At 40.0% G+C, this 12995-nt stretch carries 12 protein-coding genes; 5 read left to right on the top strand and 7 right to left on the bottom strand.

Annotated features, from left to right (window positions below; translation table 11 throughout):
- Positions 1-262 precede the first annotated feature (262 nt).
- The 3 genes from KZA12_RS12575 (at position 263) to KZA12_RS14950 (ending at position 2481) form a co-directional block, all read left to right on the top strand.
- Entirely contained in the window at positions 263-808 is a 546-nt protein-coding gene (locus KZA12_RS12575) for a Spy/CpxP family protein refolding chaperone (RefSeq protein ID WP_218690453.1), read from the top strand.
- Between the two features lie 377 nt (positions 809-1185).
- Positions 1186-1914, top strand: coding sequence for an amidohydrolase (locus tag KZA12_RS14955; protein WP_256932966.1), 729 nt, complete (start codon positions 1186-1188; stop codon positions 1912-1914).
- Between the two features lie 123 nt (positions 1915-2037).
- Entirely contained in the window at positions 2038-2481 is a 444-nt protein-coding gene (locus KZA12_RS14950) for a M20/M25/M40 family metallo-hydrolase (protein WP_373416619.1), read from the top strand.
- A 420-nt stretch (positions 2482-2901) separates the two neighbouring features.
- Here the strand turns inward: KZA12_RS14950 and nhaC are convergent, their stop codons facing one another.
- From nhaC to hppD, 4 genes are all read right to left on the bottom strand, one after another.
- Positions 2902-4311: a Na+/H+ antiporter NhaC gene (nhaC, locus tag KZA12_RS12565; RefSeq protein WP_218690452.1), complete on the bottom strand. Its 1410-nt coding sequence runs from the start codon at positions 4309-4311 to the stop codon at positions 2902-2904.
- A 59-nt stretch (positions 4312-4370) separates the two neighbouring features.
- Entirely contained in the window at positions 4371-4712 is a 342-nt protein-coding gene (locus KZA12_RS12560) for a 4a-hydroxytetrahydrobiopterin dehydratase (protein WP_201623897.1), read from the bottom strand.
- 93 nt (positions 4713-4805) lie between these two features.
- Entirely contained in the window at positions 4806-5705 is a 900-nt protein-coding gene (phhA, locus tag KZA12_RS12555; protein WP_218690451.1) for a phenylalanine 4-monooxygenase, read from the bottom strand.
- A gap of 300 nt (positions 5706-6005) precedes the next feature.
- Positions 6006-7109, bottom strand: a complete 1104-nt coding sequence (hppD, locus tag KZA12_RS12550; RefSeq protein ID WP_218690450.1) for a 4-hydroxyphenylpyruvate dioxygenase — start codon at positions 7107-7109, stop codon at positions 6006-6008.
- A 159-nt stretch (positions 7110-7268) separates the two neighbouring features.
- Here hppD and KZA12_RS12545 point away from each other — a divergent pair, with 159 nt between their 5' ends.
- The gene (locus KZA12_RS12545) at positions 7269-8198 is read left to right on the top strand and encodes a LysR family transcriptional regulator (protein ID WP_201623903.1); all 930 of its coding nucleotides are present in this window, start codon (positions 7269-7271) and stop codon (positions 8196-8198) included.
- A gap of 483 nt (positions 8199-8681) precedes the next feature.
- On the opposite strand, the gene KZA12_RS12540 is transcribed toward KZA12_RS12545, so the two are convergent.
- From KZA12_RS12540 to KZA12_RS12530, 3 genes are all read right to left on the bottom strand, one after another.
- Positions 8682-10094, bottom strand: a complete 1413-nt coding sequence (locus tag KZA12_RS12540; RefSeq protein WP_218690449.1) for a YjiH family protein — start codon at positions 10092-10094, stop codon at positions 8682-8684.
- 94 nt (positions 10095-10188) lie between these two features.
- The gene (locus KZA12_RS12535; RefSeq protein ID WP_218690448.1) at positions 10189-11148 is read right to left on the bottom strand and encodes an arginase; all 960 of its coding nucleotides are present in this window, start codon (positions 11146-11148) and stop codon (positions 10189-10191) included.
- 75 nt (positions 11149-11223) lie between these two features.
- On the bottom strand, positions 11224-12306 hold the full coding sequence (locus tag KZA12_RS12530; RefSeq protein ID WP_218690447.1) for an ornithine cyclodeaminase: 1083 nt from the start codon (positions 12304-12306) through the stop codon (positions 11224-11226).
- A 163-nt stretch (positions 12307-12469) separates the two neighbouring features.
- On the opposite strand from KZA12_RS12530, the gene KZA12_RS12525 reads away from it, so the two are divergent.
- Positions 12470-12901: an Lrp/AsnC family transcriptional regulator gene (locus KZA12_RS12525; protein WP_201623911.1), complete on the top strand. Its 432-nt coding sequence runs from the start codon at positions 12470-12472 to the stop codon at positions 12899-12901.
- Positions 12902-12995 lie beyond the last annotated feature (94 nt).

The raw sequence follows: 12995 nt of genomic DNA, 5'->3' as shown, positions 1-12995 counted from the left end.
AGCGTGGTTCAGCGTATAGACTCTTTGGGTGCTCATCAGCGCTCAAAAGTAAGAGAGTAATGGATTAGCCTGCTACCTAAAAGCTAGCAATAAGCCCGAACCTAATAGGATTTATTATAAATTATTGGCCTATAAGATGAACAGCTCTAGATATTTTATATAAAATAATATATTATTTTTTTATATAATATTTGATGATTGCTAAACACACGGGTTTATTCTGTTTAGCATCAATATGTGCAGTTAATATTAGGAGAGCAACATGCCACAAATCAATACCTCAAAGTCATTGAAAACCTCAGTATTATTTACAGTAAGCGCCTTACTATTAGCCGGGTCATTAACTGCGTGCCAGAGTACGACCCCGACTTATAATAAAGCTCGCCTACCTGCTTTGGCGCAATCTTCAGTTGAAGTGTTGGCAGCCCCCGTTGCTGATACAGGACTTAGTGTCGCGGCCGACAGTAGCTTCCCTATTATAGAGTTAATGCCCTATATCATGGGACAAGCAGAGGCGTTGGCGTTAACACCTGCCCAAGTTGCAGTGTTTGCTAATTATCGTAAAATGGCTATGAAAAATCGTTTGGGACTACAAGCCAATGAAAAAGCCTTGCGTGGACAGTTGCGCACCGCACTGATTGCAGACGCTGACGATGCCACTACCACTGCATTGATACACCGCATTAGCGAAACTGAAATGGCCCATATGAAGCTGCGCCGTGACTGCATAAAAGTCGTACGCAGTACCCTGACACCTGCACAGTTTGATAAACTCATGCAAATGTATAAGCAATCACTCAAAAAATAGTCAGCAGTATTGTTAAATGCAGCAGAATCAGCATAATCTGTAAACTTCAGTATTAAAGAATACTCTGAAGTTATCAGAAGTAAAATCACAAGTTTTTAGATATAAAGAAACCTCTTAGAGCTACTATTGATCGTAGACCTAAGAGGTTTTTATTGTTTTGGGCTTGTTTAATTGGGCTTGTTTAATTGGTCTTGTCTGAGCAGCTTGATTGGCACAAGCGGTCATGGGTTTTTATTTCCTACATTGATAGTTATTGAGACTATACGGGCAAATAAAAATATTTTACACGGGATACGGACGCTGCTCAGTTTGTACCGATACCCACTGATAGGTGGTGAACTCATCAAAAGTGATATGGCGTCCGAAGCGACCAACACCTGAGGCTTTCTCACCCCCGAAAGCAAAGCGTATTTGCAGCCCCTAGCACCATTAATATTGACAAAGAAGTTAAAAGTGTTGAAAAAAAGGTTATTGAATGGCGGCGGGATATCCACCAGCATCCCGAATTGAGCAATAGAGAAACTCGTACAGCAGCTGTTGTTGCCAAGCATTTAAAATCACTAGGCATGCAGGTCGAAACAGATATAGGGCACACAGGTGTTGTTGGTTTTTTGAAGGGTGCTAAACCCGGTCCTACAGTGATGCTACGTGCAGACATGGATGCATTACCGGTGACCGAAAAAGTAGATGTGCCTTTTAAATCAACCATAGTGACTAAGTACATGGGAGAAGACGTGGGTGTCATGCATGCCTGCGGACACGATACTCATGTTGCCATGCTAATGGGAACGGCTGAAGTACTAGCTGCGGTTAAAAATCAATTGCACGGCAATATTATGTTCGTATTTCAGCCTGCCGAAGAAGGTGCTCCTGAAGGTGAAGAAGGCGGTGCTGAGCTCATGCTTAAACAAGGTATATTTAAAAAGTATAAGCCTGAAGTTGCATTCGGATTACATATTATGTCGAGCTTAAATAGTGGTCAAATTGGTTACCGAAGCGGGCCTATTATGGCGAGTGCTGATACCTTTGATATAACAGTCAACGGTAAGCAAACTCATGGTTCAGCACCTTGGAATGGGGTTGATCCTATTTCAGCTGCGGCATAAATCGTTACTGGTGTTAATCATATAGTAAGCCGTCAGATTGACATTACTAAAGAGCCCGCCATTGTCTCCTTTGGTAAAATAGACGGCGGTGTACGCGATAACATTATTCCAGATAGTGTCAATATGATTGGTACTATTCGTAACTTTGATATGGATAATCGCGAGCAAATTTTTGATAAGATAAAAACAACGGCTACTCATATAGCCATGGCATCAGGCGCCAAAGCTGACGTCAAAATCAACAAAGGTTATCCCGTTACGATTAACAACCCGGCGCTTACTGCGCAGATGTTACCAACGCTTAGAGACATAGCAGGTAAAGACGTGGCAGGTAAAGACAATGTCATTGAGGTGCCCAAACTAACGGCATCTGAAGATTTCTCATTTTACGCCCAAGAAGTGCCTGGTTTATTCATTTTCTTAGGCGCTACCCCAGTAGGGCAAGATGCAAGTAAAGCGGCCTATAACCATTCCCCATATTTTTATGTAGATGAATCATCATTTAAAGTAGGTACTAAAGCACTTAGCCAGCTAGCAGTAGATTATTTAGCGATGAAAAGCAAATAATAAGACTTAAAGGAGCTACAGGCAACTTTATAGATCGTCATTATTCTATTGAGTTGCTTGAGTATTAGCCGTTTATTGAAGAGGAAGTTGTATCGTCTTAGGCAACTCAGTAGCGGCAGCCAGTTCTTTATCAATAAGCTACAGTCATTGTAAAATAAGCTAAATGGCAGAAATAAACATTACCTATTCAGTATATTTTTGAGCGTAGTTGATCAAAACTATCAAAACTATCAAAACTATCAAAAGCGTCAATTGACGAAAATCAATCTACCGAATAAAGCACAAAAAAAGGCAGTCAAAGTTAGAGTACCTTAACTACCTCTCGTGTCTCACTAAGACTACTTAACTGCTTTTAATACCGCTCTTTTGATGAGAGTGACATTTTAATAAGACAGGTTTAGTAAGGTAAAAGATTAACCGTTATAAAGCATTAACTTGCTGTTTTATTGGATCTATCTTAGTAATAGTAAACCCAGTAAAGCCAAATAATATCGTCAGTAGTAGCGATAAATAACAGAAGAATGCATAAGGTAGATACTCAAGCACTGGTACGCCTAAAGCTTGGCTGATAAACACCCCACACACACTCCAAGGTACCAAAGGATTGATAACAGTACCGGCATCTTCAATGGTGCGTGATAAATTTTTAGGATGCAGGTTCAAGCGCTCAAAGGTAGGGCGAAAAGCGGTACCTGATAACAAGATACTTAAATACTGCTCCCCGATTAGGACGTTGATACTTAAAGCTGCCATAGAGGCGGCAAAGATAGCACGCCCTGAGGTGGTCAGCATATCTTTGATACCTAACAGGAGCGCCGGCAAGATACCCAATGCGCTTAGCAGCCCACCTAAACTTAATGCCAAGATAACAATAGTCTGGGTAAAGAACATGCTCTGCATACCACCGCGTGAGATCATGCCACCGACTTCGCCTAGCTCTAAGCTTTCGGCAGGAGTATAGCCGTTAAACATGTAGCTGCCTAATTGTCCAATACTAGGGGTGCTATGAAAGTAGGTAATGATTAAAGCGCTAGCGATGGTGTAAATGATGGTATAGATAGCATTTACTCGGCATAACGCTAACACCATCAATACAACAAATGGTAGTACTGAATAAGCATGTACTAAGCCGCTATCAAGCAGCTGCGACTGCAACAGGGTAACTTGAGCTAAATCGCCGCTACCCGCCTGCCCAGAGAAGAACCAAAACAGCCCCGCAGTAATGAGCCACGCAGGTACCGTGGTATACATCATATTACTAATATGCTCAAACAAATCAATGCCCACAACAGAAGAAGCAAGGGTACAAGTATCTGATAATGGGGACATTTTATCAGCAAAGAATGCGCCTGAGACTATAGCACCTGCAGCAATAGCGACGTTGGCATCAAAGGCATTACTCATCCCAATAAAGGCCACACCTATCGTCGCTGCCGTGGTCAAACTACTGCCCAGCGCCACCCCAATAATAGAGGTCAAGACAAAGGCGGAGATATAATAATACTGCGGAGATATTAGCTCAAAACCATAGTACATAATGGTGGGAATAGCGCCTGACATCATAAGAGCGGCGACCAGCAAGCCAATAAAGAACAATAGATAAATCGCACCGATACCACTGGAGACGCCTGAGGACATCTGCTCCTGCATCTTCTCAAAGCTCAAGCCCTTGAACATACCTAGGGCTAGCAAGACAGCAATAGCTAGCATCAATGATAGGTGTGGCACCCAGCCAAAGCCGATCATGGTAACCCCCATAATCGCGATGACAACGCTAGCAACGATAAAGGCTACCTTAGCAGATAGCTCGGTAAGTACTTGTGGAGGCATAACACATCCTTATGTTGCCAATTTGATTTAGATTTTTAAAAGGTTTTATTGAGTTGTTGTTATTTATCGAGCAACTTGTCGGTTTTTGCTGCCATGATAAAGTCATTACTATGTAGGCCTTTGATACTGTGCGACCACCAAGTAACGGTAACCTTGCCCCATTCCACCAAAATTCCAGGGTGATGCCCTTGCGCTTCGGCAACCTCTGCCAGTTGATTGGCAAATGCCATAGCCTTAACGAAGTTCTTGAACTTATATTCACGCTGTAATTGATTGATGCCATCAACATTAATCAAAGACCAATCAGGAATCTGTTGTAACAGCTCGCTTGCCTCTGCAGCGCTGACTGTTGGTGCACCGATACGGCAGACTTCACAGCTAGATTGTGATAACTCGGTCATGGTATTCTCCTATAATTATTTTGGATTATGCTAGATTGTTTTAATTTAAGCTGATCTAATTTATTAAATGGTTTGATCTATCCAATAAACTATCTAGGCCTTCTTTGTTGGGTAGGTAGGCTCAAATAGACCTAGTGACAAGGCTTTTTTGACCACACTCATGATGTCACTATCGACGATGTCAAATAAAGTGTCTAGATGATCAATAGCATAGTAAATAGGCTGAATTTGATCTATACGATAAGGGGTGCGTAAGACATCAAGCAAATCAAACTCTCGGCACTCTGGTTGATGTTGGGGCTCATCGCTTAGCGCATATATGGTCTCAGAGGGTGAGCTTAATATACCGCCGCCATAAATCCTACGCGACGCCTTACCTTGGTCACCGCTCTGCCCGACCAAGCCAAACTCAATGGTAAACCAGTACAACCGCGCCAGACACATGCGCTCTTCTTTACTAGCATTCAACCCCAGCTTGCCATAAGTCTCGTTAAAGGCGGCAAAAGCAGGATGAGTAAGCAGTGGACAGTGGCCTACGATTTCATGGAAAATATCAGGCTCTTCAATATAATTCATATCCTCAGAGCGTCGGATAAAGGTGGCTACCGGAAAGCGTTTATTTGCTAAGAGTTTAAAAAACTTACCGAAGCTAATCAATGCAGGCACAGCGGCAGTCTGCCAACCTGTGGCGTCTTGTAGTACCGCGTCGATATCATAAAGTTGTGGGATTTGGGTGGTAGGGAGGTTTAGTTTGTCCAGCCCTATTAGATACTCTGAGCAGGCGCGATTGGGTATTTGCTTGGCTTGACCCTCAAGCAGCGTTTGCCATATGGCGTGTTCGTCGTCACTATAATCAATGTGACCATTGACATCAATTTGATGTGATATATAGGGTTGCTTTTCATTATTAATTTGGTCGCTGCTAGTCTTGGTGCTGTTAGTCTTGCCATTATTAGAATTGGGGCTTTGAATATTAGAAGCTGTGCGTTCCATGCCTACTGTCCTTCTGAAGTCAGTTCACTATAGTTGGTACCGTGCTATCCTCGCTACAGGTATTGATGCTAATGTGTTCACTAGAGTTATTGGTGGTAGTTTTATATTGAACTCATTGTTATCTTAAATTTTTACAGTTATTTATGACTGGTTGTTTATTAGCAACATTTTATGAATGCTGTCTTATTGTTGATGTTCGATTGCTGGAATCTCAATAAAGATACCTTGCTATTCATAGTGGCAGGACAAAATCCTTGCTGTCCTGCCGGTTACTTACTGATCTATTTACTGTATTACTGTTTAGATCTCTGTAGTGCTTTCAACTTCACTAATAACTCCGCGGCTAATTTGATCCCGTTCTATCGATTCAAATAGCGCCTTAAAGTTACCTTCACCGAAGCCATCTTCATAATCACCTTTACGCTGGATGAATTCAAAGAATACGGGGCTACCCAAAATGGTCTCAGAGAAAATTTGTAGTAGCAGACGCGGTGTACCGCCTTCTGTTGTCCCATCTAGCAAGATACCACGCATCTGTAGGTCAGAGATATTCTCACCATGACCCGGTAAACGCTCATCAAGCATTTTATAATAAGTATCTATTGGCGCAGTCATTAACGGAATACCTGCCGCTCTAAGTTTATCGATACTGGCAAATAAATCATCACTTGCTAAGGCAATATGCTGAATACCTTCACCATTAAAGTGCATCAAATACTCTTCTATTTGTCCACCGCCTTGCTTAGATTCTTCATTTAGTGGAATACGAATCTTGCCATCAGGAGCAGTCATTGCTTTACTAGTCAAGCCGGTATGTTCACCTTTGATATCAAAAAATCGAATTTCGCGGAAATTAAATATGCGCTCATAAAAGCTTGCCCAGTAAGCCATGCGACCACGGTAAACGTTGTGCGTGAGATGATCGATAACTTTAAAACCATGACCCACAGGGTACTTGTCTACTTCTGGAAGAAACTCAAAATCGACGTCATAAATAGATTTACCGTCTTCAAAACGATCAATCAAATAGATAAGTGAGCCGCCGATACCTTTGATAGCTGGTAGTCTAAGCTCCATTACCCCAGTTGGTACGTCTACTGGCTGGGCACCGTTCTCAATCGCTAACTCGTAAGCTTTCTTGGCATCTTTAACGCGAAATCCCATGCTAGTCGCCCCTGCTCCATGCTCTTCAACAAAATAGCTGGCTGGGCTCTTGGGTTCACGGTTTAGTATGAGGTTAATGTCACCTTGACGGTATAGAGCGACATCTTTAGATCTATGATTGGCAACATGAGCAAAGCCCAGCTGCTCAAAAAGTGCGGATACCGCTTCAGGTTTAGGTGAGGCGAATTCAACAAAATCAAACCCGTTTAGTCCCATTGGGTTTTCAAATAAATCTGCCATTGTCATTATCCTTAATTTCAATTGGTGGTATAAAAACGATAAAAATATAATGCTAAAAAATAGCGGTAATCAATAATTCTTATTGACGATGCATTTATATTAGATTAGCTTGATTTATAAGACTAATTGTATTTAATGATTTATTTATCAGGTTTCCTTATGAATGTGAGTATTCGTCAGTTAGATGCATTTATCAAAGTCGCTGACAACGGCAGCTTCACTCGTGCCAGTGAGCAGATGCATTTGACCCAGTCTGCAGTCAGCGGATTGATTAAAGAATTAGAGAGCAACCTTGAGATCGTATTGTTTGATCGCACTACTCGGCAGCTGTCGTTATCTACGGTGGGGCGAAATCTGCTGCCACAAGCTCGTAGAGTCCTCAACGAAATGCACTTGTTTGTCAATGAAGCGAGCAGCTTGACCAGCCTGGCACAAGGTCAAGTACGTTTGGCGGTATCACAATTTGCCGCCTCATCCATGCCGGCAGTGGTGGCGCAATTTACTAAAGCGTACCCTGACATTAGCGTGTCATTATTAGATTGCTCAGCAGAGAATGTGCTGGAGTACATTCAGAACATTGAGGTAGATTTGGGCGTAGGCGTAGAGCTCAGTTATATGGAGGCGGACGATGACATCAGCGCCGACTTGTTATATCAGTTGCCATTTTGTGTGGTGATGCCTGATGATCATGAACTGGCTAAGCAAAGCGAGATCACTTGGCAGCAGCTCCTAGGTACTCCACTGATTACTCTAAATGGTCCCATTAACGAGCAAGTAACGGCGGAACTGGAGGAAGCCGTTGCTAATCACATACAGCAAGCGCGCTATAAAGTGAACTTTATGTCCACAGCCCTTGAGATGACTCGCCAAGGCTTTGGCATCACCTTATGCCTACCCTATATGCCTGAGGTTATCGATTGGGTGAGCGCCAATGGGTTACAAATGCGGCCGCTAGCACAACCTGTTAAAATGCGCCGATTCTTTATCTATCAGCGCTCATCTCGAGGGCTGTCGCCTGCTAGCATTGTCTTTAAACAGTTTTTACAAACCTATTTTCACAGCTATTTCAATGATTTACAGAGTTTTTGAGAGGGATTTAAAGCATACCTTAAGAGCTAAATAAGCGAAGTAATGCTTGTAGGAGAATCTAACGCTGAGTGAATAATCAAACGGGTCTAAGCCTTTTTGGCGGCTTTGGCCCCTTAAAAATAGACGCTGATGTCGAAGTAGGCACTTACTGTTACTATAACAAAGCCACGAATAGTGTCAGATTGCATGACAAGATCAGCTTTCTTAAAACGCTAAGGTAGAACAGCCTTGTTTACTCTTTGCTCTGCTAAGCTATAGATCATCAGTGCCTCTGCATTGAGCAGTTAATGAGCGTATTACGCTCAAAAGGGCAACTGGCTTTGCAAAACGATAGTCTTACAAACAGCTTAATCTTAATAGCAAAAACCACCTATAAAGGTGGTTTTTGCTATTAATTTTCTGTCCACATATAGTGCCGATAACTTTAAGAAAATCCCATTAAAAAGAATTGTGTTACAAAGATAAATTTAAGGTTTGATATTATCAAAAAATAATATGAGCACATAATGCAATAATCGGTAATGAAATAATGGTTCTTAATAAAAATATTATTAATAACTGAAAAAAGCTAACTGGAATTTTTGTTCCTAAAATCAATCCGCCTACTTCTGACATATAGATCAGTTGAGAAACTGACAAGCAAGCTATTACAAATCGAGTTAACTCTGATTCTATTGAAGAGCCGATGATAGCAGGTAAAAACATATCTGCAAAACCCACCATGATGGTTTTTGACATTTCTTGCGCAAAAGGTATATTTAATAACTCTAGCAATGGAATAAATGGCATGCCTAAGTAATCAAATACTGGGGTTTCTTCTGCAACAATCAATCCCATAGTGCCAATTGCCATAACTATAGGTAATATTCCAATCCACATATCCAAAACATTTTTTGATCCATCTTTTAAGAAAGAAGAAAAGCTTGGACTATCATCAGCTTTTTGCACCGCTTTATGTAAGCTGTAGGTAAATAATGTTTTACCTTCAGGAATAGTTTCATGATCCTTATCATCATTTTCTACTATATAGGTATTTTCAATTTTAGATAAAGGGAACAATTTTGGTAATATAAAAGCACAAACAATGCCACATAACGCGACTACCCCAATCATATTGATAAAGTAATTTTCCAGCTTAACCTGAGAAATTACTACTAAACAAAATGTAATCGAAACTGCGGAAAAACTAGTAGCAATAACTGCCGCTTCTTTTTTAGTATAGAAGCCACCCTGCAATTGTTTATCAGTCAATAATACGCCAATAGTGCCATCACCTAACCATGATGCTAAGCAATCTACAGATGATCTACCTGGCAAACCGAATAACGGTCGCATTACTTTACTTAATAAGACCCCAACAAACTCTAATAAGCCAAAATCAAGTAGTAGCGGTAGCAATAATCCAGCTAAAAAAAACACAATAAAAAGTATTGGCATTAACTCATAGAGTACTAACCCGCCACTACTATCTGAATATATTACTTCATAAGAATATTTAAAATAGGTCACTATAACAAAAAACGCCCCTAGTATTCTGAGCGTAACCCAAGGCATTGTGACATTAAGTAAATTATTTAAAAATTTATTATTTAAAATAAACGAAGGTTTCATGATTTTGGTATATAAGGTAAAAACCAGAGTAACCATAATCGAAATTACCACCAATAGTGGCAAAAAGTCACTCATATAACCTTGTATATAATCCTTCATGACAGATATAGGAATGGCAAATCCTTCTGTATAGGATACAAACTTACCATCTACATAGGGAATGGGAAGTATAAAAATGATTAAACCCAGCATAGAGGGTATAAAAAATTTTAAAAACTGTTTTATACTTATATTAGTATTCGCACTGCTAACCACTTGATCCGAGGTATTTAATTTAATATCCATATTATTTTACTCGCAGTCCCTTTTTAACCAACATAAAAATTTATATAATAAATTTTTATGTTGGATGTTTTAGCTCCATTTTAGGTGTTTTTTACTAATAATTATTTAAAAGAGACTGAGTAACTTTTTCTAAAATTTTAAATATTCTAGTCGAATCGTCTTTTGAATTATTATAAAGAGGATTAATTTCTGCCATTTCCCAACAGCATACTTTCTCATTTTTAATTAATTCTATATTGAGTTGCATTGCTTGCTCATAGGAAAGGCCATTCTTTGCAGGAGTGCCTGTTCCTGGAACATATAAAGGATCAACACTATCAACATCGAATGAGACATAAATATGATCACAGTATTCCAGTTTTTTGAAGATTTCCTCTACTGTAGAACTAATGCCTTTTTGAGTTATTTCAGCAACTGAATATAAGGGGATTTTATGTTTTTTAATTAAGGCCATCTCCTCTTCTTGGTAATCTCTAACGGCACAAAAAACTATATTCTCCGGTTTGATTGATGGTTCATCAGAAGCTAGAAACTTTAATTTCTCCCAGTACTGTTTTTCTTTTTCGGAGAGCTCATTGCGCTTACATTCCAAATTATCAATGGCACAAGCCATTGCCAAAGGCATCCCATGCATATTCCCTGACCCACTGGTATAGGGTGAATGAAAATCAGCATGGGCATCTATATAAACCACACCAATTTCAGAATTAGGGTGCGCCATCTTAAGACCATGCATAGTTCCTGCACAACTAGAATGATCTCCAGCTAAGATAATTGGAAACTTATTCTGATTTCTTATATCTTTCACTTTATGGGCTAGCTTAGATATGATCGGTTCAATCACATCAGCATATTTTGCATGCAAAAATTGTGACTCTCCTTCATGATTACTATCATCTTCAATACTTTCGAGTTGCAATTTTTCAAAATAATTTGCATTGAGTTCTTTTGATGACGCTTTTAATGCCTCGATACCTAGAGAGGCGCCTTTTTTATATCCTGCAATATCTGAATAAACTTCTACTATTGTTATGTTTTTCATCAAATCAGTCATTATTTTGTCTCTATTAAAGAAAATAAATTTTTACATAGTTTGAGTTTAAAATTACATTCATCTTTTTTTATATGGTTACGACACAGCCATCGCTTCATTGGTTACTATGCTAGGTTCTTTCACTACCGAATATAGATTTTTAGGGTCAGCTTGCTGAGGTATCAAATCTAAAATTTCATATCCTTGTTGCTCTTTGATTAAGTCTCGTAAAAAGACTAAAGCGGTAAAGTCTTCTGATGCAAAACCAACGCCATCAAACACTACCAGATCATCAGCTGACTTTCGAGCTGGTACTTCGCCTTTCAAGATGCGATGGAATTCAGTCACAGGGAAGTCGCTTGATAATTTTTGAATCTCACCTTCAATGCGTGTCTGAGGTTCAAACTCCACAATCACATGATCTGCTCGCATTAATATATTGCTATCCAGCTCTGTCTTGCCCGGACAATCACCGCCTATCGCATTAATATAAACACCTTTTTCGATTATATCGTCTCGTAAAATAATGGCATTTGTTTTGTCAGCTGTACAAGTAGTGATGATGTCTGCACCTAAAACAGCTTCCTCTAATGTGCGACAAACAATGACTTTCAAACCTGAGTCTGAAAGGTTATGAGCCGTTTTCTGCGATGCCGCTGAATCAATATCATACAAACGAACTTCGCAGATACCTATTATGGCTTTCATACCTAATGCTTGGAATTCAGACTGCGCTCCGTTTCCTATTAATGCCAATGTTTTAGCACCTTTTGGCGCACAATGTTTGGCCAACATAGCGGATGTAGCAGCAGTACGTAATGCCGTAAGGATACACATTTCTGTAAGCAAAATAGGATATCCGGTTTCAACATCAGACAAGATACCCATAGCCGCCACGGTCTGTAGATTGCGTTTGGTATTAATGGGATGACCATTTACATATTTACAAGCAAACATATCTCCATCACTTACTGGCATTAACTCTATGACACCGTTTTTGGAATGCGAAGCAAAGCGAGAAGACTTTTCAAATTGCTCCCAACGAAGGAAGTCTTGCTCTAAAGCATCTACTAGATCGGTAATACATTGCTCAATGCCATAATCATGAATCATTTTAGCCATCGCTTGTACACTAACGAATGGAACTCCTTCCTTGGGCGATACGATAAAATTCGACATATTTTACTCCTAGACGGTTTTTGTGAACGATGTTAAATATCTTAGCAAGGCTGAGTGTTGGTTAAAATGCAAAAAAATTACTAAATAAGCACAATTATTTTGCATTTTGCTAACGCACACTGTACATTTTGATAAACACAACGCACAGTAGGTAAGAAATCTGATGAGAAGATATATTTACGATAATTTGGATAGTGAGCTTATCTCAGAGTTGAGAGGAGATGGTCGAGCGACTATTTCACATCTTGCCCAAAGGCTAAAAGTATCTCGTGCAACGATACAAAATCGGATCGATAGACTGATATCTAACGGTGCGATTCTTGGCTTTACTATTCGAGTGAACGAAACTTTAGATCAAAGAACTGTAAAAGCTCTTATGATGATCGAAATATCTGGACACTCCACCTCTCAAGTCATCAGAAAACTACGAGGCATACCAGAACTAGTAAAGTTGCACACCACAAATGGGGCTTGGGACCTTATTGCTGAAATAAACACGCCAACTCTAAGTGAGTTTGATGAAGTGCTACGTCAAGTGCGAGAGGTCGAGGGTATTTTAAATAGTGAAACAAGTGTCTTACTTTCGAGTTTTTAATATAACCATGCTCAGGAACATATGCTCCGTACAGTGTAATAATGCCATTCCTTAGTGGGGCTTGAACCTTAAGTTGTCGCCCACGTGATAACGG

Source organism: Psychrobacter sp. BF1 (genome assembly GCF_019279065.1).
Classification (GTDB): domain Bacteria; phylum Pseudomonadota; class Gammaproteobacteria; order Pseudomonadales; family Moraxellaceae; genus Psychrobacter; species Psychrobacter urativorans.
Note: the sequence above shows the minus strand (reverse complement) of the source record. Positions and strands in the feature narration are given on the sequence as shown.

Bases quoted from the DNA above. Each gene is read 5' to 3' on its own strand.
- KZA12_RS12575 (WP_218690453.1), top strand. From the start codon at position 263: ATGCCACAAATCAATACCTCAAAGTCATTGAAAACCTCAGTATTATTT.
- KZA12_RS12530 (WP_218690447.1), bottom strand. From the start codon at position 12,306: ATGTCGAATTTTATCGTATCGCCCAAGGAAGGAGTTCCATTCGTTAGT.
- phhA (WP_218690451.1), bottom strand. From the start codon at position 5,705: ATGGAACGCACAGCTTCTAATATTCAAAGCCCCAATTCTAATAATGGC.
- hppD (WP_218690450.1), bottom strand. From the start codon at position 7,109: ATGGCAGATTTATTTGAAAACCCAATGGGACTAAACGGGTTTGATTTT.
- KZA12_RS12540 (WP_218690449.1), bottom strand. From the start codon at position 10,094: ATGGATATTAAATTAAATACCTCGGATCAAGTGGTTAGCAGTGCGAAT.
- KZA12_RS14950 (WP_373416619.1), top strand. From the start codon at position 2,038: ATGATTGGTACTATTCGTAACTTTGATATGGATAATCGCGAGCAAATT.
- nhaC (WP_218690452.1), bottom strand. From the start codon at position 4,311: ATGCCTCCACAAGTACTTACCGAGCTATCTGCTAAGGTAGCCTTTATC.
- KZA12_RS12560 (WP_201623897.1), bottom strand. From the start codon at position 4,712: ATGACCGAGTTATCACAATCTAGCTGTGAAGTCTGCCGTATCGGTGCA.
- KZA12_RS12545 (WP_201623903.1), top strand. From the start codon at position 7,269: ATGAATGTGAGTATTCGTCAGTTAGATGCATTTATCAAAGTCGCTGAC.
- KZA12_RS12525 (WP_201623911.1), top strand. From the start codon at position 12,470: ATGAGAAGATATATTTACGATAATTTGGATAGTGAGCTTATCTCAGAG.
- KZA12_RS12535 (WP_218690448.1), bottom strand. From the start codon at position 11,148: ATGACTGATTTGATGAAAAACATAACAATAGTAGAAGTTTATTCAGAT.